The following is a 22,414-nucleotide window of genomic DNA, read 5'->3' on the forward strand; positions in this document are numbered from 1 at the left end:
CCAACCTGGGGAAATTCACGGCCCGAACCCGTCCGTGTGAGGAGCCGCCAGATGACCGATTTGTCCGTCCCCTTCCGTGCGGGTCAGGAGGGATACGCCAGCTTCCGCATTCCCGCCGTCGTAGCCACCCGCAAAGGCACGCTGCTCGCCTTCTGCGAGGGCCGGGTCGACTCCGCCGCCGACCACGGGCACATCGACATCGTGCTGAAGCGGTCCACGGACGGCGGCCGCACCTGGGGCCCGCTGCGGGTCGCCGCGAGCAACGGGAAGAACCTCGCCGGCAACCCCGCCCCCGTCGTCCTCGACACCGGCCGGATCCTGCTCGTGCACGTCCGCGCCGCGGCCGGCGCCACCGAGGCCGCCATCCTGCGCGGCCAGGTCGACGACGCCGACGGCCGCCGGGTGTGGGTGCAGCACAGCGACGACGAGGGCGCGACCTGGTCCAAGGCGAGAGAGATCACCGCGCAGGTGAAGAAGCCCGGCTGGCGCTGGTACGCCACCACCCCCGGGCACGGCCTGCAACTGAGCAGCGGCCGCGTCCTCGTCCCCGGCAACCACACCCTGCCGCCCACCGGCACCGACACCGGCGCCGAGGCCAAGTACAACAGCGGCCACTGCCTGCTCAGCGACGACCGCGGCGAGACCTGGTACCTCGGCTACCTGGACGAGAACACCGACGGCTACATCAACGTCAACGAGACCACCGCCGCCGAACTCCCCGACGGCCGCGTCTACTTCAACACCCGCAACGACTCGCCCGCGCCCGGCAACCGCGCGGACGCCCACTCCAAGGACGGCGGGAAAACGCTGGTCAAGCCCTTCCGGCCGCAGGCCGGGCTCACCGCCCCGGTCTGCGAGGCCTCCGTCCTGCAGCTCCGCGACCCCGACCTGCTCCTCTTCTCCGCCCCGGCCGACCCCGCCGCCCGCGCCCTGATGACCCTCCGCGCCTCCGGCGACGGCGGCACCACCTGGCGCAAGGCCCTCTCCGTGGACGGACTGCCCGCCGCCTACTCCGACCTGGTCCGCGTCGACCGGGGCACGGTCGGACTCCTCTACGAGACAGGGGACTTCAGCGCCTACGAGACCCTCACCTTCCGCCGGGTGCCCGTGACGCGGCTCACCTGACCCGGTGCCGTACGCCCCACGGACGTAGAGTCGGCCCATGACCTCTACCGACAGCGCACAGACTCCCGCGAAGGCCCCCGCCAAGGACCCCTGGGACCTGCCCGACGTCTCCGGGCTGGTCGTCGGCGTGCTCGGCGGCACCGGCCCGCAGGGCAAGGGCCTCGCCTACCGGCTCGCCCGGGCCGGCCAGAAGGTGATCATCGGCTCGCGGGCCGCCGAGCGCGCCCAGGCCGCCGCCGACGAGCTGGGGTACGGCGTCGAGGGCGCCGACAACGCCGAGACCGCGCGCCGCAGCGACATCGTGATCGTCGCCGTACCGTGGGACGGCCACGGCAAGACGCTGGAGTCCCTGCGCGAGGAGCTGGCCGGCAAGCTCGTCGTCGACTGCGTGAACCCGCTGGGCTTCGACAAGCAGGGCGCCTACGCGCTGAAGCCGGAGGAGGGCAGCGCCGCCGAGCAGGCCGCCGCCCTGCTGCCGGACTCCCGGGTCGCCGCCGCCTTCCACCATCTGTCGGCCGTGCTCCTCCAGGACCCGGAGATCGAGGAGATCGACACCGATGTGATGGTGCTGGGCGAGGCCCGCGCCGACGTGGAGATCGTCCAGGCGCTGGCCGGGCGCATCCCCGGTATGCGCGGCATCTTCGCGGGCCGGCTGCGCAACGCCCACCAGGTCGAGTCGCTGGTCGCGAACCTGATCTCCGTCAACCGCCGGTACAAGGCACACGCCGGGCTCCGCGTCACGGACGTCTGAGGGCATGGGGGACACTGGTCGTCGTAGCAGTGTCCCCCGCAAGGAGCCGACCCCCATGCCCCGCATCGCCCTCTACACCTTGATCGTCTGCCTTCTCGCCGTGGCCGCCGCGGTCGTCTCGTTCGTCCAGGGCAGCTGGCTGGGGATCGTCTGGGTGCTGCTGGCGGGCCTGTCGTCCAACATGACCTGGTACTACGTCAAGCGCGGCCGGGCCACCGCGGCGCAGGGCAAGTCCGTCACGGGTTGACGCAGACGTCCGGGGTGTCGCGCCAGAAGCGGTAGAGCTCGTGGCCGCAGGCCTGGGAGAAGTCGTCGACACTCAGCCCGCGCAGGATCGCGTCGATCGCGTCGAAGAACGCGATGTTGACCGAGGGCACCCACAGCAGCGCGAACACGAACAGCAGCCCGAACGGAGCGAACGGCTCCACCTGCCGCTTCACGCTGTACGACAGCCACGGCTCGATCACGCCGTAGCCGTCCAGGCCCGGCACCGGCAGGAAGTTCAGGATCGCCGCCGTCACCTGGAGCAGGGCGAGGAACGCCAGCGCGTACCGGAAGACGAGGGGCACGCCGTCCAGGGCGTGCAGCCAGAAGGGCGCCGTGCACACCGCCGCGAACAGCACGTTCGTCAGCGGGCCCGCCGCCGAGATCAGGCTGTGCCGCCAGCGGCCTCTGATGCGGCCCCGCTCGATGAAGACCGCGCCGCCCGGCAGACCGATGCCGCCCATGATCACGAACAGCACCGGGAGCACGATGCTGAGCAGCGCGTGCGTGTACTTCAGCGGGTTCAGCGTGAGGTAGCCCTTCGCGCCGACCGTGATGTCCCCGCTGTGCAGGGCGGTGCGCGCGTGCGCGTACTCGTGCAGGCACAGGGAGACGATCCAGGCCGCCGTCACGAACAGGAACACCGCGATGCCCGGCTGCTCGGCGAACCCCGACCAGGTGGCCCAGCCGGTCACCGCCGTGACGGCCAGGATCCCGAGGAAGACGGGACTGATCCGGCGTTCGCCGCTGCGGGTGGTGGCGGTCGTCATGAGCGGCTCCTGTGGGCAAGTACGGTCGGGAGGCCGACCGTACCGGCCGGGGACTCACCGGGAAAACGTCTCGCGATGGCCGTCCGGTTCCTGGAAGGTGGGGGAATGGCACTGATGAGGGTGTTCTACGAGGACTGGCAGATGGAGTGCTGCGGCAAGCCGTTCAGCGTGGGCCAGGAGGTCGGCTGGCGGCTGGTCGCCGTCGACGGGAAGGAGACCGGGAACGGCCACTGGCAGGGCGCCGAGGCCTGGGTGGAGAACCACGGAGGCCCGAAGCACAAGACCGTCGGCCAGGTCCGCGCCATCGACGTCGTGCACCAGGAGTACGCGGCCCACCACGACCCGCGCGCCGACGAACCCGCCGTACTCGCCGACCTGAAGCCCGGCACGGTGGTCATCCGGGGGACCGGGCGCGCTCTGGAGCCGGTGCCCGGCGCACGGACCCTGGAGCCCGTCGACAGCTGTCCGAAGTGGTTCGGCGACTTCGAGGAGGAGGAACAGCCACCGCGCAAGGTGCCGTACCGCGTCCGCCGCGCCGTCGGCGCCCTCGTCACCCTGGAGGTCCCGGACGACCCGGGAGGTCCCGGGCGGCGCGCCGCCCGAACCCGGTGACCCGTCCCGCCCCCTCCGGAGACAATGAACCCCGTGCGCTACCGCCTCCTCGGCCCCACCCAGGCACTCCGCCCCGACGGCACGCCCGTCCCGGTCGGCGGGGCGCGGCTGCGTGCCCTGCTGAGCGTGCTCGCGCTGCGGGCCGGCCGGACCGTGCCGACCGATCTGCTGGTGGACGAGGTGTGGGGTGCTGACCCGCCCGCCGACGCCACGGGCGCGCTGCAGGCGCTGGTCGGCCGGCTGCGCAGGGCGCTCGGCGCCGACGCGGTCGCCTCCGCCGAGGGCGGCTACCGGCTCGCCGCCGCCCCCGACGACATCGACCTCACCCGGTTCGACCGGCTGACCGGCGAGGGCCTCGGCGCCCTGGCCGACGGCGACCCGGCCAAGGCCGCCGCCGTCCTGGACGACGCGCTCGCCCTGTGGCACGGCCCCGCCCTCGCCGACCTGCCCGACCACACCGCCGACGCGGCCCGCTGGGAGACCCGCCGCCTGGACGCCCTGCGCGCCCGGCACACCGCCGCCCTCGCCCTCGGCCACGCCGAGCAGTCCCTGCCCGAGCTGGCCGCGCTGTGCGACGCCCATCCCCTGGACGAGCCGCTCCAGGCGCTGCGGCTGCGCGCGCTGCGCGACGCGGGCCGCCCGGCCCAGGCACTGGCCGCCTACGAGGACGTACGACAGCTCCTCGCGGACCGGCTCGGCTCCGACCCCGGCACCGAACTGCGCGCCCTGCACGTCGAGTTGCTCACCGAGACGGAGCGGGAACCGCAGCCCGCGCCGCCCGCCGCCCTGGGCAACCTGCCCGCCCGGCTCACCTCCTTCGTGGGCCGGGAGGCCGACATCGCGGCCATCGGCGCCGACCTCGCGGCGGCCCGTCTCGTCACCCTGCTCGGGCCCGGCGGAGCGGGCAAGACCCGGCTGTCCCAGGAGGCCGCCGAGGCCGTACGGCACACCGCCCGGGACGGGGTGTGGCTGGCCGAACTGGCGCCCGTGGACGACCCGGACGCCGTACCGCAGGCCGTGCTGACCGCGATCGGCGCCCGCGAGACCGTGCTGCACGGCGCCGGCGTCGAGGCCATGCGCGCGATGACCGACGTGGACGACCCGGCCGACCGGCTCGTGGAGTACTGCGCCCGCCGCCGGATGGTGCTGATCCTCGACAACTGCGAGCACGTCGTCGAGGCGGCCGCGCGGCTGGCCGAGCGGCTGCTGGCCCGCTGCCCGCAGCTGACCGTGCTCGCCACCAGCCGTGAACCGCTCGGTGTGCCGGGGGAGTTGGTACGGCCCGTGGAGCCGCTGCCCGAACCGGTCGCGCTGCGGCTGCTCGCCGACCGGGGTGCGGCGGCCCGGCCCGGATTCCGGCTGGAGGACGACCCCGAGGCCTGTGCCGAGATCTGCCGGCGGCTCGACGGGCTGCCCCTCGCGATCGAGCTGGCGGCCGCCCGCCTGCGCATGCTGACCCCGCGCCAGATAGCCGGCCGGCTGGACGACCGCTTCCGGCTGCTCACCAGCGGCAGCCGCACCGTGCTGCCCCGCCAGCAGACCCTGCGCGCCGTCGTGGACTGGTCCTGGGACCTGCTCGACGCGGACGAACGGGACGTCCTGTCCCGCCTGTCGCTCTTCGCGGGCGGCTGCGACCTGGCCGCCGCCGAGGGTGTGTGCGGCCCGGCCGCCCTGGACGCGCTCGGCTCCCTGGTCGACAAGTCCCTGGTGGTGGCCTCCCCGGCGGCGGACGGCGGGATGCGCTACCGGCTGCTGGAGACCGTCGCCGAGTACGCGGCCGAACGGCTGGACGAGACCGGGCGCCGGGCCGAGGCCGAGCGCGCCCATCTGACGTACTACCGCGAACTCGCCCGCACCACCGACCCGTTGCTGCGCGGCGGCGAACAGCGCGCCGCCATCGACCGGTTCCAGCTGGAGTACGAGAACCTGCGCACCGCCCTGCGGCACGCCGTCGCCCTCGGTGACGAGCAGGAGGGGCTCAGCCTGGTGCTGTCCCTGGTCTGGTACTGGCAGATGCGCGACCTGCGCATCGAGTGCCGTACCTGGTCGGAGGAGGCCATGGCCCTCGGCCCCGACCCGTTCGCCGAGCCGGCCCGCCCCGCCCGCCCGGTCTGGCAGCGCTGCACCGACATCCCGCCCCCGTTCACCGGCGAACTCCTCGCCGAGGCCCGGCGCGGCGTCCACCTCGCCCATCTCGCCTGCATGGACACCGAGATGGAGGCCTGGCAGACCCCCGAGGCCCAGACCAAGCTGCGGGCGATGGCCCGGGTCTACGAGCCCGGCCTGCCGCAGACCTGCCGCGCCCCGGGCGCCATATGGTTCTACGCCGTCATCCTCACCGACGGCGCGGACCGGATACGCACGATCTCCGACGCCACCATCCGGACCTGCCGGGACAACCCCGGCTTCGAGTGGGAGCTGGCCGGCGCCCTGCAGATGCGCGCCAACCTGCTCGCCAACCGCACCGCCTGGGCGGGCGACGCCACCCGCGACGCCGACGAGGCCCTGGAGATCTACCGCCGCCTCGGCGACCAGTGGGGCATCGCCGAGGCGCTGTCCGCACGCGGCGAGGCCAACGAACGCAAGGGCTCCTACCGCACGGCAGCCGCCGACTACGAGGCGGCCATCGTCCACGCCGAACGCCTCGGCGCCCGCGCCCAGATGGCCGTACTCAGCGCCCGGCTCGGCAGCGTCCTCATGGAGGCGGGCGACGCCGAACGCGGCGAGCGCATGCTGCGGGACGTCATCGCCAACCAGGAGGGCGCCGTCAACGAGGCGATGCCGGCCGCCCGGCTCTTCCTCGCCGCCTGGCTCGGCCTGACCGGGCGCACTGCCGAGGCACGTGAGCAACTCCGGCTGCTGCGCGAGGAGTTCACGATCGCGCACTTCGTCGTCTTCGACGTCATGATCCTCAGCCAGGAGGCCTGGCTGGACGCCCTTGACCACCGGCCCGAGGAGTCCCTGACCCGCGTCCGCACGGCACTGCGGCGCGCCGACGACCCGCTGTCCCAGGTGATCACCCCGCATCTGGGCTCCATCTGCCTCACCATCGCGGCGATGGCCCTGGCGGGCCTCGACGGCGGCACCCGCGCCGCGGACGCCGCCCGCTGCCTGGCCACCGCGGACGCCCTGCTGCCGGCCGAGCACGTCTCCTCCGGTATGGAGCGCCGGGTGTACGAGCTGACCGAGTCCCGGATCCGCGAGACGCTCGACGGCCCCGCGTACGCGGCCGCGTACGCCGAGGGCGGTGGCCTCTCCCTCGCGGAGGCCACCGCCCTGCTGTGACACGGTGTTCGTCTGCTCTGCGTACGTCTGCTCTGCGTACGTCAGCTCTTCTTACGTCAGCTCTTCGTGCGGAACTTGTAGATCGCGACCGGAGCCATCACCGCGGTGAGGCCGGCCGACCAGATCAGGGTCACCCACAGGCCGTGTGTGACCGGTCCGCCGACCATCAGGCCGCGCGCGGTGTCCGCCAGGGCGGACAACGGGTTGTAGTCGGTGAAGTTCCGCAGCCAGCCCGGCATCGAGGCGGTCGGCGCGAAGATCGACGAGCCGAACTGCAGCGGCATCAGCACCAGGAAGCCCATGGCCTGCACGGACTGCGCGCTCTTCATCACCACGCCGAGGGTGAGGAACACCCACATCAGGGCCGAGCCGAACAGCGCGGACAGGCCCACGGAGGCGAGCAGCCCCGCCCAGTTGGTGATGTCGAAGCCCACGAGCAGGGCGACGATCATCAGCACGACGGTCGCGAACAGCATCCGCATCAGCTCCACCGCGATCTTGGCGAACAGCACGGAGCCGCGCCCGATCGGCAGGGACCGGAAGCGGTCCATGACACCGGAGTTGAAGTCCTGGTTGAAGCCGGTTCCCACGCCCTGGGCCATGTTCATGCCCATCATGGCCATCAGGCCGGGCACGACGTACTGCACGTACTGGTCCTGACCGCCGCCCAGGGACTGCCCGATGGAGCCGCCGAAGACGTACACGAACAGCAGGGTGAAGATGACCGGGAACAGGATGGCGTCGAACATCGACTCCGGGTCCTGCCGGATCCACAGCAGGTTGCGGCGGATGAGGGCGCCGGTGTGGCGCAGGTGGGCGCGCAGCGGGATGGGCGTGTCGCCCTTCGTGGCGGCGGCCGGGGTGAGGGTGGCGGCACTCATACCGCGACCTCCTCGCGGGTCTCGGCGGGCGTGATGTCCTGCGGGGCACCGGCACGGTGGCCGGTGAGCGACAGGAACACCTCGTCCAGGCTGGGCAGTTCGGTGGTGATGGAGGAGATCGTGATGCCGCGCGCGGTGACCGCGCCGACCACGGCGGTCAGCTGCTCGTCGCTGAGGATCGGCACCAGCAGCGTCCCGGTCTCCGGGTCCACGGTGGTGGCGGCGAGCCCGGTGATGCCCAGCTCGTCCAGCATGGCGGCGAGCGGCCGCAGCTGCAGCGGGTCCACCGGCCGCACCCTCAGCGTGCGCCCGCCGACCCTGGCCTTCAGCTCCTCGATGCCGCCGTTCGCGATGACCTTCCCGCGGTCCACGACGGTCAGCTCGGAGGCGAGCTGCTCGGCCTCCTCCATGTACTGGGTGGTGAGCAGCACGGTGACCCCCTCCCCGACCATGGCCTTGACCTCGTCCCACACCTCGTTACGGGTACGCGGGTCGAGCCCGGTGGTCGGCTCGTCCAGGTACAGGACGGCGGGCCGCCCGATCATCGAGGCGGCCAGATCCAGCCGCCGCCGCATACCGCCGGAGTACGTGCTCGCCGGGCGCTTCGCGGCCTCCGTCAGCGAGAACCGCTCCAGCAGCTCGTCGGCGCGGGTACGGGAGTCCTTGCGGGAGAGGTCGAGCAGCCGCCCGATCATGTACAGGTTCTCCCAGCCGGGCAGCTTCTCGTCCACCGAGGCGTACTGCCCGGTCAGCCCGATCACCCGGCGCAGCTGCCGGGGCTGCCGCACGACGTCGTACCCGGCCACGGTGGCCTGCCCGGCGTCCGGTGTGATCAGCGTGGACAGGATCCGTACGAGGGTGGTCTTCCCGGCGCCGTTCGGCCCGAGCACCCCCATCACGGTGCCCTCCCGCACGTCCAGGTCGACCCCGTCCAGTGCCTTGGTCTCGCCGTAGTGCTTGACCAGTCCCCGTACGGTCACGGCGGCGCGCCCGCCGGCGGGGTTGTCATCGATTCGCGTCATGCCCATGAAGGTGCCAGGCCCCACCGACAAACCACCGACAGGGCGCCGACAGCCACCGACAACCTGCCGACGACCACCGCAACCATCAATTGAGGAACCACGACGGCGACCAACCACCTCCGCGAGAGCGGCGCCGGTTCAGGCGCACAAAGGGGACAGCCCGCTGACGGGGGATGATCAGCGGGCTGTCCAGGGTGTTGCCGCAATGGCTAGTGGACGGAGTGCTCCTCCAGCGGGAACGTTCCGCCGACGACGTCCTCCGCGAACTCCTTCACCGCGTTGCCCATGACCTCACGCAGGTTGGCGTACTTCTTCACGAACTTCGGGACCCGACCGGACGTCAGCCCGAGCATGTCGGTCCACACCAGGACCTGCGCGTCCGTCTCCGGGCCGGCGCCGATGCCCACGGTCGGGATGTGCAGCACCCGCGTCACCTCGGCCGCCAGCTCCGCCGGGACCAGCTCCAGCACCACCGCGAACGCGCCCGCGTCCTGCACGGCCTTCGCGTCGCGCAGCAGCTGCTGGGCCGCCTCCTCGCCGCGGCCCTGGACGCGGTAGCCCATGGCGTTCACGGACTGCGGGGTCAGGCCGATGTGGGCCATGACCGGGATGCCGGACTCGACGAGGAGCCGGATCTGCTCGTGCGAGCGCTCGCCGCCCTCCAGCTTGACCGCTCCGACGCCGGCCTCCTTCACCAGCCGGGTCGCCGAGCGCAGCGCCTGCACCGGGCCCTCCTGGTACGAGCCGAAGGGCAGGTCGCCGACGATCAGGGAGCGCTGGGTGCCGCGTACGACGGCCGCCGACAGCATGCTGATCTCGTCGAGGGTGACGGGCACGGTGCTCTCGTACCCGAGGTGACAGTTGCCCGCGGAGTCGCCGACCAGGATCACCGGGATCCCGGCCTCGTCGAAGACGGACGCGGTCATCGCGTCGTAGGCGGTGAGCATGGGCCACTTCTCGCCGCGTTCCTTGGCGAGGGCGATGTCGCGGACGGTGATGCGGCGGGTGCCCTTCCCCCCGTACAGCGCTTTGCTGCCGTCGGAAGGCTTGTTCTGGGCAGCCGAAAGCTGCGTCATGGCAACGGCTCCTTCAGTCATCTCGAGGCGCCCTTAACGGCGTCCCCGGATCGCCTCCATGGTGGCACCTCGTGCCAGCGAGGGCCAGGGGACCCCCCTGTGATCCCTTCGGCTCTCCTCGGTTCCCTCGGGGGCGTCGCGGATGCGCCCCCGCTGTGTAAGGTCTCGGTAAAGAAATAAGATACGAGACGGTTCCGTATCGAAATGGATCTAGGCTCGAACGCATGACAAGTTCCGTCCCTGCCTCCCGGATACCGGAAGCGGTGCACCGGCGCCGATGGGCGATCCTCGGCGTGCTGATGCTGAGCCTGCTCATCGTGGTGCTCGACAACTCGATCCTGAACGTCGCCATCAAGACGATCTCCACCCCGGCGCCCGTCGGCCTCGGCGCCACCCAGAGCCAGATCGAGTGGGCGATCAACGCCTACACCCTCGTCTTCGCCGGTCTGCTGTTCACCGCCGGACTCATCGGCGACCGCCTCGGCCGCAAGAAGGTCCTGCTCGGCGGCCTGGTCGTGTTCGGCATCGGCTCGGCCCTGGCCGCCGAGTCCGGCTCCCCGGACCAGCTGATCGCCTACCGCGCCCTGATGGCCCTCGGTGCCGCCTTCGTGATGCCCTCCACCCTCGCCGTGCTGATGAACGTCTTCGAGCGCGAGGAGCAGCCCAAGGCCATCGGTATCTGGGCCGGCGGTGTCGGCCTCGCCATCGCCATCGGTCCGATCACCGGCGGCGCGCTTCTGGACCACTTCTGGTGGGGCTCGGTCTTCCTGATCAACGTGCCGATCGTGATCACCGCGCTCGCCCTGATGGTGTGGCTCGTGCCCGACTCGCGCGACCCCCGGCCGGGCCGTCTCGACCCCGTCGGCGTGGTCCTGTCCGTCGTCGGCCTGGTCCTGCTGGTCTACGGCATCATCAAGGGCGGTGAGCTGGCCGACTTCACCGACGCCAAGGTGCTGGCGACCATCATCGCCGGTCTCGCCGTCCTCACCGGCTTCGTGATCTTCGAGAAGCGCAGCGACCACCCGTCGCTGGACGTCACCTACTTCAAGAACAAGGTCTTCTCGGCCGCCATGGCCGCCATCGCGCTGGTCTTCTTCGCGCTGATGGGCGTGACCTTCTTCTCCGTCTTCTACACCCAGAGCGTGCGCGGCTACTCGCCGCTGCAGTCCGGTCTGCTGCTGCTCCCGCTGGCCGCCGCCCAGCTGATCTTCGCGCCGCGGGCCCGGCTGCTGGTCGACCGGTTCGGCAACAAGGCCACGACCACCGCGGGCCTGGTGCTGATCGCGGCGACGCTGGCCGCGTTCTCCGGCTTCGAGGCCGACACGCCGATCTGGGTGCTGGAGGTCGTCTTCTTCCTCATGGGCACCGGCATGGCGCACATCATGACGCCGACCTCCGTCGTCATCATGCAGGCCCTGCCCCGCGAGAAGGCCGGCTCGGCCTCCGCGCTCAGCAACACCTTCCGCCAGGTCGGCGGCGCCCTCGGCATCGCCGTGCTCGGCTCGGTGCTCTCCGCGTCCTACCGCAACGGCATCGAGGGCAAGCTCGGCCTGCTGCCGCCCGGCCTGAGGGACACGGCCGCCGAGTCCATCGAGGCCACGCTCGGCGTCGCCGAGAAGTTCGGCGCGCAGGGCAAGGCCCTCGTCACCCCCGCCAACGACGCCTTCCTGCACGCCATGCACGTCACCGCCCTGTGCGGTACGGGCGTGGCGCTCGTCGGCGCCCTGGTGACGGCCCTCTTCCTGCCGGGCAAGCCGCCGGTCGGCCAGGAGGGCAAAAAGGAGCAGGAGTTGGTCGTAGCCGCTGAGTGACCGAAACCGACCGGTCCTCAGGAGAAACCAACCGGTCCACGGGGGAAGGAGGCTGCTGCGGGAGAATTCCCGCAGCACAGCGAAAGGACGGACGAGTGAGCCTTGCCGAGAGCCGGCCGCGGCCGGACGGGCCCGTGCGGGGCCGACCGCGCAGTGAGGCCGTGGAACGCGCCATCCTGGAGGGCGTGGTGAAGCTCCTGGAGGACGGTGTGCCCCTTGCCGAACTCTCCATCGAGCGCGTCGCGCGCACGGCCGGGGTCGGCAAGGCCACCATCTACCGCCGCTGGAGCGGCAAGGAGGAGCTGTTCGTCGACGTCGTGCGCGCCGCCGAACCCCCCGACCCCGTGCTCCCCGGCACCTCGATGCGCGACGACCTGGTCGTGCTGCTGGAGTCCCTGCGCCAACGCGGCCTCGCGAGCCGCTCGTCGGCGATCCTGCACAACGTGTACGCCCAGATGAAGAGCAGCCCCAAGATCTGGGCGGCGTACCACGCCAGCGTCATAGCGCCCCGGCGCGCCCTCGCCCTGGACGTGCTCCGCCGCGCGCGGCAGCGCGGCGAACTCCGGGCGGACGTCGACCTGGAACTGGCCAACGACATGTTCATCGGCCCCATGCTCGTGCGCTCCGTCATGCGCCCGGACGACGACCTGCCCGAGGGGCTCGCGGAACAGATCGTCGACACGGTCCTGGAAGGCCTACGGCCCGTCAGCTCGACAGCCTCGTAGCACGTATGTGCATGTTTCGTCACAGAACACGCCGCTCCCGGGGGTAACCGGAACCCCGGGCGCCGCCTCGTTCGTCCTCGTCTTCCGTACGGCCGTCATGGGACGGCGGGAACGGAGCCGATCATCCCCTAGGGTCGGATGAACACGGGGGAACGACGGTGTGCACGGCAGGCAGTGAGGCAGACGGTATGGCGCAGCAGGCGTACATGACGGAGACGGACAACGGCGGCTCGGGGCCCGAGCGACCGGGTTCTGGGCTTCGGCGCCTGATGCACCGCCTGTTCGGCGGCTGGCGCGGCGATCCACGCATCTGGCGCCGGGGCATCATCCTCGCCGTCCTCGCGCTGCTGCTCGCGCTGGTGATGCTGCTGCACTCGCACATCCCCAACCGGGTGGGCAACCTGGGCAGCCTCACGGAGACCTTCCTGCCCTGGCTGGGCGTGGCCATCCCGGTCCTGCTGGTCCTCGGCGTGCTCCGGAAGTCGGCGACCGCCCTGCTCACGATCCTCCTCCCGGCGATCGTGTGGCTGAACCTCTTCGGCGGACTGCTCACCGACAGGACGGGCGCCGGCGGCGACCTGATGGTGGCCACCCACAACGTGAACGCCGACAACCCCGACCCGGCCGCGACCGCCCGGGACGTCGCCTCCTCCGGGGCGGACCTGCTGGCGCTGGAGGAGCTGCCCGCGTCCGCCGTCCCGGTGTACGAGAAGGCGCTCGCGTCGACGTACAAGTACCACGCGGTCGTCGGCACGGTCGGCCTGTGGAGCAAGTACCCGATGACCGGCGTCAGGGACGTCGACATCAAGCTCGGCTGGAAGCGCGCGATGCGCGCGACCGTGACCACCCCCAAGGGCCCGCTCGCCGTCTACGTCGCCCATCTGCCCTCGGTGCGGGTGAAGGTGGAGGCCGGTTTCACCGCCCGGCAGCGGGACAAGAGCGCCGACGCGCTCGGCGAGGCCATCGCCGACGAGCCGCTGCGGCGGGTCGTGCTGCTCGGTGACCTGAACGGCACGATGAACGACCGCTCCCTCAACGCCGTCACCTCCCAGCTGCGCTCCACGCAGGGCGCGGCGGGCAGCGGCTTCGGGTTCAGCTGGCCGGCGTCGTTCCCGATGGCGCGGATCGACCAGATCATGGTCCGGGGCGTCGAGCCGGAGAGCTCCTGGACCCTGCCGCGCACCGACAGCGACCACCTTCCGGTGGCTGCTCGTGTGAAGGTGGACACGTCCTCGTAACCGGTTGGAATACTGGGCCTGGGAGACTTTGTTCCGAAGCTGAACATAAACTGTACGGAACTCCGCTCTCCTCCCTTGAAAGGCACAGGCCCTTCATGCCTCTGGCCCTGCTCGCTCTGGCCGTCGGCGCTTTCGGTATCGGTACGACCGAGTTCGTGATGATGGGGCTGCTGCCCGACGTCGCGGACGACCTGCACATCTCGATCCCCACCGCCGGGCACCTGGTCTCGGCGTACGCGCTGGGCGTCGTCATCGGCGCCCCGCTGCTGGCCGCGCTCACCGCCCGGATGTCCCGCCGCACGGTGCTCATCGGTCTGATGGCCCTGTTCGTCGCGGGCAACGCGCTCTCGGCGTTCGCTCCCGGCTACGACTCCCTGCTCGCCGCCCGCTTCCTCAGCGGTCTGCCGCACGGCGCCTTCTTCGGGGTCGGCGCGGTCGTCGCCACGAACATGGTCGCGCCGGAGCGCAAGGCCCGCTCCGTGTCCCTGATGTTCCTCGGCCTGACCGTCGCCAACATCGCCGGCGTCCCCGTCGCCACGCTGATGGGCCAGCACCTGGGGTGGCGGGCGACCTTCCTCGGCGTGAGCGCGATCGGCCTGGCGGCGATAGCTTCACTCGCCCTCCTGATCCCGCGGGACCGCGTCGCCGCCCCCACGACGGGCCTGCGCGGCGAACTGGCCGCGCTGAGGTCGGTGCCGGTGTGGCTGGCCCTGGGTACGACGGTCGCGGGCTTCGGCGCGCTCTTCTCCGCGTACAGCTACGTCACCCCGATGCTGACGGACTCCGCCGGGTTCGCCGAGGGCAGCGTGACAGTGCTGCTGGCGCTGTTCGGCGTGGGCGCGACGGCGGGCAACCTGCTGGGAGGACGTCTCGCCGACCAGTCGATGCGGGGCACGCTGTTCGGCGGGCTGGCCTCGATGGTGGGCGTACTGCTGCTGTTCCCTCTGCTGATGCGGGCCGAGTGGAGCGCGGCCCTCGCGGTGGCGCTGCTCGGCATGGCCGCGTTCATCACCGGGTCCCCGCTGCAGCTGATGGTCATGGAGAAGGCCGCCGCGGCTCCCTCGCTGGCGTCCTCTGCCAACCAGGCGGCGTTCAACCTGGCGAATGCCGGCGGCGCTTGGATCGGGGGGTTGGCGTTGGCGGCGGGGTTTGGGGTTACATCGCCTGCGGTTGCGGGGGCGGCGTTGGCTGTCCTGGGGCTGGGTGTGGCGAGTGCGGCATACCTGGTGGACCGGCGTCGGGAGGTTGCTTCAGTGGGCCGAGTCGTCGCTACTCACGTACCTGAGCAGTCGGGGGCGCTGCAGCACTGACCCAGGGGGCTCCGCCCCCTGGACCCCCGCTTGCCCACCACGCCCACCCGACTCGGTTGGCTGAGGGGTGGGCGGTGGCGGGTCGGTCGGTCGAGAGGCGGGCGGTCGCGTGGTCAGGGCCCGTCGGCAGCCACGTCGCGTGCTCAGGCCCGGTCGCCAACCCCGTCGCGAGCGGCGCCCTCTCGCAGGAAGCCCGCCACGGTCGTCTCCGCGTCATCCAGCCACGGGAAGTGGGCCGTCGCGGGCTGGATCACTAGCCGGCCCCGTGGGAAGAGCCCAGCCACCTCGGCCATCGCGCGGGGTGGGCGCAGGCAGGGGTCCGCACGCGCTAGGCACGAACCCCTGCCTGGAGTCGATCTTCTGAAGCGAAACTCAGCTCAGGTTCTGGCGGCACTCATTGAGCGCGAACTCTCCGAAACTGTCCGCGATCTTCTCCATGAGGCCGCCTTCGGGAACGCCCGGGTTCCACGCGAAGACCGGGTACTCGCCGTCCTGGTCTGCCCGAGAGGTGTCGAGGACGACCACCCCCAGGACGTCGTCGTGCATGACGACCAAGAAGTGGTGCGGCAGTCCCAGCTGGGCGCGGTCCTCCAGGGTGTACGCGGATGATCCCAACAGTTCTTCCCCCCTGGCGGGCGTCTGGTACACGCCGGGGAACTCGGCAGGCGGAATCTCCCACGTACCGAATTCCTCGATCAGACGCCGATACGAGGGCGGGAAGGCGAGCGCCATCTCAGCCTCCGCTCGTGCGATTAGCTCTGGGGAGCAGCCGTCGCCATGATGAGCCAGGTCCTCGTTCTCACGCACGAGGTTGATCACTTGTTCGGCTGCCTGCATACCGCTCGTCATCCGAAGTCCTTTGCCCTGCTCTTCCAATATTCCTTCTTCCATCTTTCGAACTCAGGCCGGTCGATTCCGCTGGGGATCTTGGTGCCCACCGCGCAGCTGTTCCGCCGCTTTGGTGTCATAGCCGTCGTAGGAATCCCCTAGGAGGCTTGCATCGTCGTGGTCCGAGATGCCGGCGAGGTCGGGTCGCACAGCAAGGCCGACGACGACCGCGACTGCGGTCAGCAGAAGGATGATTCGGGCAAGCAGTCCTGAACGGCCTGGCGTTGGTATGAGCGATCTTCCTGGGCGGGAAGGCAACGGAGCATCACTTTCTTCAGAGTGTGTATGCGCCGGTTGATCGGCCGATGCGATGCAAGGATTCTCACGGAGACTCAGAAGCGCGGGTCCCTGGCTGGCCAGCGCGACGGCATGGCGATGCAACCCCTCCCCGTGAGCGACGGCGTTCCCCCGGTCGCTGAATGCTGTGCGCGTACGGAGCGGTCAGGCTCCGCTGGTGCACGCCGACACTCTAGGCACACACAGGTGCACTCGTACAGGTGTTCACTTTCGTGTGGCGAGCGTGGTGGCGTGAACCTTTCGGCAGGTCAGCCTGCTGGAAGGTGGTGCTGACTCGCAGGGTGCCTGTGTTCTTCCTGTGAAGCTTCTGTGTATGTGGATGACCGACGGGGTGCGATAGGTGATCACGGATGACTGATTTTCGATCCCGATGGGTTCGCACTGCCTGGCCTGGGCTGCCCCGGTTCGGCCAGCTCGCACCAGACCGTCTTGCGGTCCGCTCCCTGATCCACGCCCCAACGCCGGGAGAGCTGGTCGACCAGGGCCAGACCGCGGCCCGACTCGGCCGTGCCGGTGGCGGGCAGGAAGACTGGCAAAGCGCGCGGGTCGGGATCGGTGACCTCGATGCGGGTGTGGCCGTGGGGCGTGCCGGTGACGCAGACCGTCACCGGGGTGCCCTCGCCGAGGTGGTCGATGACGTTCGTCAGTAACTCGGTTGCACACAGGCGGACTTCGAAGTCGTGCGCGCGCAGGTGGTGGCGCAGCTCCGGTACGGCCTTCGGGGTGGCGAGCAGGTTGAGTTCGAAGGTCACTGCCCGGCTGCCGTCTTCCGGAGGGCGGTCGCCAGCGCGTGGGCCGTCGCGGTGTTGCAGTTCCCGAGCGCGACGAGGCCGGCGGGCGGTGCGTACGTACCCGCGAAGCTCGGCAGGTCCACGCGCAGGGAGGGCAGCGTGATGCCGTGCAGGGCGAGGGCGGCGCGGAGTTCCTCCACGCAGAGGGTCACGTCGTAGGCCGTGGGGGAGTGGTCGGGCATGGGTGGCGTGGTCCTGTTCCGGTGCGTTGTGTGACGAACACCTCACAGGCTGTCGTCAGGCTCGCTACGGTGAAAGGGGTTTCGCGTTCGCGACCGGGACAGCGGAAGGTGAACGATGGCACGGCGCAAGGACATCGACGGCTCGATGAGCGTTCCGACGTTCTACGGCAAGGAGTTGCGGTGGAAGCGGGAGGCGGCGGGGATGTCGTTGGAGGCGTTCCTTGAGGGCAGCTTCTACGGCAAGACGTACCTCAGCGACATCGAGCACGGGGAGCGGAGGATGCCGATCGATCTGGCTCGGCATGCGGATCGGGTGCTGCGGACTGACGGGTTCTTCGAGCGGCATTGCGAGGATGTGCGGAAGGCGCGTCGGGGGCCGCATGCCGCGTACTTCGAGAAGGTCCTGGAGGCGGAGAAGTACGCGGAGTCCATTGAGGAGTGGTGCTCCATCACCCTCCCCGGGCTGCTCCAGACCGGCCCGTACGCTCGGACGCTGGTCCGGTCGGCCCACCCGGCGGCTTCCGACGAGTGGGTTGAGGAGAAGGTGACGGCCCGACTCGCTCGTGCCCGCCTCTTCGAGGAGGATCACTCCACCCCGGAGTACTGGGCGGTCCTGCACGAGTCGCTGATCGCGGATCCGATCCTTCCTCTGCTGGAGATGGCCGAACAGTTGGACCGGGTGGTGGAGTTGGCCGAGCGGCGCCGGATTACTCCGCAGATCGTTCCGCTGACTTGTGGCGCGTATCCCCTGATGGCCGCCTCCATCAAGGTCATGACGTTCCCGGACGCGCCGCCGCTGCTCTATATCGAGGCGTCGTACAGCGGTGACACCATCGACGATCCGGCCCTCGTGAAGCAGTATCGCAAGGCATACGATCGGCTCAGGGCCGTCGCGCTGTCACCAGACACGTCCCTCGCCATGATCAAGGCAGCGGCAGAGGATTACCGAAATGGCAAGCAATCGGATCGACTTGAGTGACGCGCTCTGGTTCAAGAGCAGCTACAGCAACGGTGACGGCGGGGACTGCGTCGAAGTCGCCGACAACTACCCCGGCCTCGTCCCCGTCCGTGACTCCAAGCTCCCCCACGGCCCCGCCCTCATCCTCAGCGCCGCCGCCTGGGCCCCCTTCGTCACCTCGCTCAAGAGGTGAACTAGGGGCCCAGGGGGCCGTCCCCCTCACGCCTCCGGGATGTCAAAGCGAGCAAGGTCCCGCAACCACGCCCGCGCAGAACTGTCCGACGGCGCACGCCAGTCGCCGCGCGGCGAGAGCGAACCCCCGGCCGACACCTTCGGCCCGTTCGGCATCGCCGAGCGCTTGAACTGCGCGAACCCGAAGAAGCGGCGGCAGAAGACCTCCAGCCACCGCCGGATCTCCGGCAGGTCGTACGCCACCCGCTTGGCCTCGGGGAACCCCGGCGGCCAGGCGCCGCCGTCCGCGTCCTGCCACGCGTGCCACGCCAGGAACGCGATCTTCGACGGCCGGAAGCCGTAGCGCAGCACGTGGAAGAGCGTGAAGTCGTGCAGCGCGTAGGGGCCGATCTTGGACTCGGTGGACTGCATCTCCTCGCCCGGCACCAGCTCCGGACTGATCTCGGTGTCGAGGATCGCGGCGAGGATCTTGCCGGTCTCCTCGTCGAACTGCCCGCTGCTGATGACCCAGCGGATCAGATGCTGGATCAGCGTCTTCGGCACACCGGAGTTGACGTTGTAGTGACTCATCTGGTCGCCCACGCCGTAGGTGGACCAGCCGAGCGCCAGCTCCGACAGGTCACCGGTGCCGAGCACGATGCCGCCGTGCTGGTTGGCCAGCCGGAAGAGATAGTCCGTGCGCAGACCCGCCTGCACGTTCTCGAAGGTGACGTCGTACACGGGCTCGCCGGAGGCGAACGGGTGCTCCATCTCCTTCAGCATCAGCCGCGCGGTCGGCGTGATGTCCAGCTCGGCCGCGGTGACACCCAGAGAACGCATCAGCGCGTGCGCGTTGTCCTTGGTGTGGTCGCTGGTGGCGAAGCCGGGCAGGGTCCAGGCCAGGATGTCGGTGCGCGGGCGCCCCGCGCGGTCCATCGCACGGGCGGCGACGATCAGCGCGTGCGTGGAGTCGAGGCCGCCGGACACCCCGATGACCACCTTCGCGCCGCCGATCGACGCCAGCCGCTGCTGAAGGCCCTCGACCTGGATGTTGTACGCCTCGTAGCAGTCCAAGGCGAGACGTTCGGCGTCGGCCGGCACGAACGGGAAGCGCTCCAGGCGGCGGCGCAGCCCCAGGTCGGTGAGCGGCGGATCGAGTTCGAAGGCGACCGTCCTGAAGTCGGCGGTCCGCGCGCGGTGCGTACGGCGGTTGTCGTCGAACGTGCCCATCCGCTGCCGCTCCTGGCGCAGCAGGTCGAGGTCCACGTCGGCCACGGCGTACTCGTCACCCAGCGGGAACCGCTCGGTCTCGGCCAGGAGTACGCCGTTCTCGTAGATCATGGTCTGGCCGTCCCAGGACAGGTCGGTGGTCGACTCGCCGAGGCCGGCCGCCGCGTAGACGTACGCGGCGAGGCAGCGGGCGGACGCCGAGCGGCACAGCAGCTTGCGGTCCTCGGCCCGCCCGACCGTGATCGGGCTGCCCGAGAGATTGACCAGGACGGTCGCGCCGGCGAGGGCCGCCTCCGCGCTGGGCGGCACCGGCACCCACATGTCCTCGCACAGCTCCGCGTGCAGCACGAGCCCGGGGACGTCGTCCGCCGCGAACAGCAGATCCACGCCGAACGGCACGCTCTCGCCGCCGACCCGGATCGAACCGCCGCGCTCGTCGGCGCCGTCGGCGATCTGCCGGCGCTCGTAGAACTCCCGGTAGTTCGGCGGGTACGACTTCGGCACCACACCGAGGACGCGGCCCCGGTGCACGATCACCGCGCAGTTGTAGACGCGGTTGCGGTGGCGCAGCGGGGCGCCGACGACCAGTACCGGCAGCAGCTGGGCCGACCCGGCGACCACCTCCTGGAGCGCCGCCTCGACCTGATCGAGCAACGGGTCCTGCAGCAGCAGGTCCTCGATCGAGTAGCCGCACAGCACCATCTCCGGGAAGACGGCGACGGCCACCCCTTCCTCGGCGCACCGGCGCGCGTGGCGCAGGACCGCCTCGGAGTTGGCGTGCGGGTCCGCGATGACGGTGTGACCCGTACAGGCGGCGACGCGGGCGAAGCCATGCTGATAGATCGACCAGAAGTTCAAGGGAGGCACGGGCCCAGTGTAATCGTCAGAGCGACGCAATGGGGGCGTGGGGTGTCACACACCCCACGCCCCCACCGTTTCAGCGGATCAGCGCCGGCCGGTCAGTGACGACGGAACGACTGCACGTAACCGCCCGCGGGTGAGCCCACGCCGGTGACGTCGTCGTAGCCCTTCACCGCGGACAGCGAGCTGTCCTTGCCGAGGCTGCGGACCGAGGTCGCGAGGCCGCCGGAGGCGTCGAAGCCGTTCACGAAGTCGATACGGGCCTCCGCCAGGCCGGAGCCCGTCGGGTTGTCCGTGACGTCGTGGAAGACGCCCTTCTTGCCGTACTTGGCGTAGATCGACGGGTTGGCGAAGCCGATCGCCTTGCCGCCGTGCGCCTCCTGGGCCAGGGCCTGGACCGCCGCGATCACCGGGGCGGCCAGCGAGGTGCCGCCGATGCGGTACTCGCTGTACTGCTGCGACCCGTCCGGGAAGGTCTGGGTCTGGCCGACCAGGAAGCCGGTGTTCGGGTCGGCGATGGCCGCGATGTCCGGGACGACGCGGTTGCCGTCGGCGCTGTTGGCCTTGGCGAGCGAGTCCGGGACGACGCCCTTCTGGTAGTACGGCTGCGCCACGGTCTTGCTGGTGCCGCCGCCCGCGCCCGAGGTGAACGCGCCGGGGAAGTTGGTCCAGCTCTTGCCGTCCGCGGACAGCACGGCCTTCTCGGTGCCCCAGCCGGTCTCCCACTGGTACGTGTCGCCCTTGCCCACGGCCAGCGAGGTACCGCCGACCGCGGTCACCCACGCCGAGTTGGCCGGGGTGTCGACCTGCTTCGTACCGGTGTTGGCGACCTCGTCGCCGTTGTCACCGGAGGAGAAGTAGAAGCCGATGCCCTGGACCGCGCCCAGCTGGAAGACCTGGTCGTAGGCGGCCGCGAGGTCCGGCGTCTGGTTGGCCTCGATGTCGCCCCAGGAGTTGGAGACGATGTCGGCCAGGTGGTTGTCGACGACCTTGCTGAGCGAGTCGAGCAGGTCGTCGTCGAAGCAGGACGCGGCGCCCACGTAGGTGACGTCGGCGGCCGGCGCGACCGCGTGCACGGCCTCGACGTCGAGGGTCTCCTCGCCGTACCAGCCGGCCGCGCCGCACTCCTTGGTCTTGGTGTAGTTGTTCGGCAGCACCTGGTGCAGCTGGCCGGTCTTCCAGGCCGCGTCACCGTGCTTCAGCGCGTACTTGCCCGCGTCGAAGGCGATGGTCGGCGAGGCGTACGCGTCGGTGATCGCGATGCGCACGTTCTTGCCGGTGTAGTCGCCCGCGCCGTAGGCGGCACGCAGCTGCTTGCCGGTGTAGCCCTTGATCGCGTACGGGATCTTCTGGCCGTACGCGTCCGGCAGCGTGGTCGCGATGTTCGAGCCGAAGTACGAGGAGAACGGCCCGGAGTTCTTGAACACGGCGTCCGGGGGCGGCAGCTGCTCGTCGTGGGTCGACTTGTGCGGGGCGTTGTCCAGACCGGTGACGGTCAGGACGGCGCCCTGCAGACCGGCCGGCGCCGAGGCGGTCTTCGCCGGGGCGCGGTAGGTCTTCGAACCCTTGGTGAAGTTGTGCAGCTGGGTGCCGAACGCCTTCTCGGCGGCGGCGACGTCACCGGAGACGGCGACGTAGTGCGAGGTGACCTCGGTGACCTGGAGCCCGGCCGACTTCAGCCAGGACTTGACCGCGGCCACCTGGGCCTTGGTGGCCCCGAAGCGGGCCTGCGCCTTCTTGGCGCTCAGGTACTTGCCGTACAGCGGCGAGCTGGGGTCGGACACGGCCTTGGCATAGGCGGCGAGTCCGGCCTGGTCCCGGCCGGCCAGGTACACCCGGGCCTTGACCTGGGCGTTGTCGGCGGTGGCACCCTTGTCCGCCTTGGCCGTGGCCCACGCGGGCTTGGTGCCCGCCAGTGCGTCACGAGCCGGGGTGTCCGCGGCGTGCGCCGCGGATATACCGAACGCCAGCGCCCCGGCGATCATGGGCAGTGTCGCTGCCATGCTCACGCCGGCGCGCACCTTGGCGCGGTTGGATCTCATAGAACCCCCTGCGATGCGGTTCGCATGCATGTAGTGGTCGGTACGTCGTGGATCCGCACACCGGCCCGCGGCGGTCAATCGGCCCGCGACTGATCACACGATGGGGGTCACTCTTTCGATGAAC

The 22,414-nt window shown here is 70.5% G+C and carries 20 protein-coding genes; 11 read left to right on the forward strand and 9 right to left on the reverse strand.

Going from position 1 to position 22,414, the window contains the following annotated elements:
* Positions 1-51 precede the first annotated feature (51 nt).
* From BEK98_RS21050 to BEK98_RS21060, 3 genes are read left to right on the forward strand one after another with little or no spacing between them, the layout of a single operon-like run.
* Complete coding sequence (locus BEK98_RS21050; RefSeq protein WP_094218141.1) at positions 52-1,125, forward strand: sialidase family protein; 1,074 nt, start codon at positions 52-54, stop codon at positions 1,123-1,125.
* A gap of 37 nt (positions 1,126-1,162) precedes the next feature.
* Positions 1,163-1,876: an NADPH-dependent F420 reductase gene (npdG, locus tag BEK98_RS21055; RefSeq protein WP_094218142.1), complete on the forward strand. Its 714-nt coding sequence runs from the start codon at positions 1,163-1,165 to the stop codon at positions 1,874-1,876.
* Positions 1,877-1,880: 4 nt separating this feature from the next.
* Positions 1,881-2,123, forward strand: a complete 243-nt coding sequence (locus BEK98_RS21060; RefSeq protein ID WP_179851718.1) for a hypothetical protein — start codon at positions 1,881-1,883, stop codon at positions 2,121-2,123.
* On the opposite strand, the gene BEK98_RS21065 is transcribed toward BEK98_RS21060, so the two are convergent.
* Positions 2,113-2,910 (reverse strand): site-2 protease family protein, encoded by a 798-nt coding sequence (locus BEK98_RS21065; protein WP_094218144.1) that lies wholly within the window; start codon positions 2,908-2,910, stop codon positions 2,113-2,115. The genes BEK98_RS21060 and BEK98_RS21065 overlap by 11 nt on opposite strands.
* Positions 2,911-3,015: 105 nt before the next feature.
* Between BEK98_RS21065 and BEK98_RS21070 the strand changes: the two genes are divergently transcribed.
* A complete protein-coding gene (locus tag BEK98_RS21070) occupies positions 3,016-3,522 on the forward strand; it encodes a DUF6578 domain-containing protein (protein WP_244201916.1) in 507 nt (168 codons plus the stop codon).
* 24 nt (positions 3,523-3,546) lie between these two features.
* Positions 3,547-6,807 carry an AfsR/SARP family transcriptional regulator gene (locus BEK98_RS21075; protein WP_094218146.1) on the forward strand — a complete coding sequence of 1,087 codons (3,261 nt, stop codon included), beginning with the start codon at positions 3,547-3,549 and terminating at the stop codon, positions 6,805-6,807.
* Between the two features lie 56 nt (positions 6,808-6,863).
* Here the strand turns inward: BEK98_RS21075 and BEK98_RS21080 are convergent, their stop codons facing one another.
* The 3 genes from BEK98_RS21080 to panB form a co-directional block, all read right to left on the reverse strand.
* On the reverse strand, positions 6,864-7,688 hold the full coding sequence (locus tag BEK98_RS21080; protein ID WP_094218147.1) for an ABC transporter permease: 825 nt from the start codon (positions 7,686-7,688) through the stop codon (positions 6,864-6,866).
* Positions 7,685-8,710, reverse strand: coding sequence for an ATP-binding cassette domain-containing protein (locus BEK98_RS21085; protein WP_167444217.1), 1,026 nt, complete (start codon positions 8,708-8,710; stop codon positions 7,685-7,687). Before BEK98_RS21085 ends, BEK98_RS21080 begins: the two co-directional genes overlap by 4 nt.
* A gap of 209 nt (positions 8,711-8,919) precedes the next feature.
* Complete coding sequence (gene panB, locus BEK98_RS21090) at positions 8,920-9,786, reverse strand: 3-methyl-2-oxobutanoate hydroxymethyltransferase (RefSeq protein ID WP_094218149.1); 867 nt, start codon at positions 9,784-9,786, stop codon at positions 8,920-8,922.
* A gap of 224 nt (positions 9,787-10,010) precedes the next feature.
* Here panB and BEK98_RS21095 point away from each other — a divergent pair, with 224 nt between their 5' ends.
* The 4 genes from BEK98_RS21095 (at position 10,011) to BEK98_RS21110 (ending at position 14,870) form a co-directional block, all read left to right on the forward strand.
* Complete coding sequence (locus BEK98_RS21095) at positions 10,011-11,597, forward strand: MFS transporter (protein ID WP_208643174.1); 1,587 nt, start codon at positions 10,011-10,013, stop codon at positions 11,595-11,597.
* Positions 11,598-11,692: 95 nt separating this feature from the next.
* Entirely contained in the window at positions 11,693-12,322 is a 630-nt protein-coding gene (locus BEK98_RS21100; RefSeq protein WP_208643175.1) for a TetR/AcrR family transcriptional regulator, read from the forward strand.
* 269 nt (positions 12,323-12,591) lie between these two features.
* The gene (locus BEK98_RS21105; RefSeq protein ID WP_425276617.1) at positions 12,592-13,560 is read left to right on the forward strand and encodes an endonuclease/exonuclease/phosphatase family protein; all 969 of its coding nucleotides are present in this window, start codon (positions 12,592-12,594) and stop codon (positions 13,558-13,560) included.
* Between the two features lie 95 nt (positions 13,561-13,655).
* Positions 13,656-14,870, forward strand: coding sequence for an MFS transporter (locus BEK98_RS21110; RefSeq protein WP_094218153.1), 1,215 nt, complete (start codon positions 13,656-13,658; stop codon positions 14,868-14,870).
* A 372-nt stretch (positions 14,871-15,242) separates the two neighbouring features.
* Here BEK98_RS21110 and BEK98_RS21115 read toward each other — a convergent pair whose 3' ends face one another.
* The 3 genes from BEK98_RS21115 to BEK98_RS21125 form a co-directional block, all read right to left on the reverse strand.
* Entirely contained in the window at positions 15,243-15,761 is a 519-nt protein-coding gene (locus tag BEK98_RS21115; RefSeq protein WP_094218154.1) for an SMI1/KNR4 family protein, read from the reverse strand.
* Positions 15,762-16,399: 638 nt separating this feature from the next.
* Positions 16,400-16,807, reverse strand: a complete 408-nt coding sequence (locus BEK98_RS21120) for an ATP-binding protein (RefSeq protein WP_094218155.1) — start codon at positions 16,805-16,807, stop codon at positions 16,400-16,402.
* A complete protein-coding gene (locus tag BEK98_RS21125; RefSeq protein WP_094218156.1) occupies positions 16,804-17,028 on the reverse strand; it encodes a hypothetical protein in 225 nt (74 codons plus the stop codon). Before BEK98_RS21125 ends, BEK98_RS21120 begins: the two co-directional genes overlap by 4 nt.
* Before the next feature lie 115 nt (positions 17,029-17,143).
* Between BEK98_RS21125 and BEK98_RS21130 the strand changes: the two genes are divergently transcribed.
* Complete coding sequence (locus BEK98_RS21130) at positions 17,144-18,007, forward strand: helix-turn-helix domain-containing protein (protein WP_208643176.1); 864 nt, start codon at positions 17,144-17,146, stop codon at positions 18,005-18,007.
* The gene (locus BEK98_RS21135; protein ID WP_094218157.1) at positions 17,979-18,179 is read left to right on the forward strand and encodes a DUF397 domain-containing protein; all 201 of its coding nucleotides are present in this window, start codon (positions 17,979-17,981) and stop codon (positions 18,177-18,179) included. The genes BEK98_RS21130 and BEK98_RS21135 overlap by 29 nt, the downstream gene beginning before the upstream one ends.
* Positions 18,180-18,205: 26 nt before the next feature.
* Here BEK98_RS21135 and BEK98_RS21140 read toward each other — a convergent pair whose 3' ends face one another.
* Positions 18,206-20,254 (reverse strand): NAD(+) synthase, encoded by a 2,049-nt coding sequence (locus tag BEK98_RS21140; RefSeq protein ID WP_208643177.1) that lies wholly within the window; start codon positions 20,252-20,254, stop codon positions 18,206-18,208.
* Positions 20,255-20,346: 92 nt separating this feature from the next.
* Positions 20,347-22,290: a S53 family peptidase gene (locus tag BEK98_RS21145; RefSeq protein WP_094218159.1), complete on the reverse strand. Its 1,944-nt coding sequence runs from the start codon at positions 22,288-22,290 to the stop codon at positions 20,347-20,349.
* Between the last annotated feature and the right edge of the window lie 124 nt (positions 22,291-22,414).

It is taken from the genome of Streptomyces diastatochromogenes (genome assembly GCF_002242805.1).
GTDB lineage: Bacteria > Actinomycetota > Actinomycetes > Streptomycetales > Streptomycetaceae > Streptomyces > Streptomyces diastatochromogenes.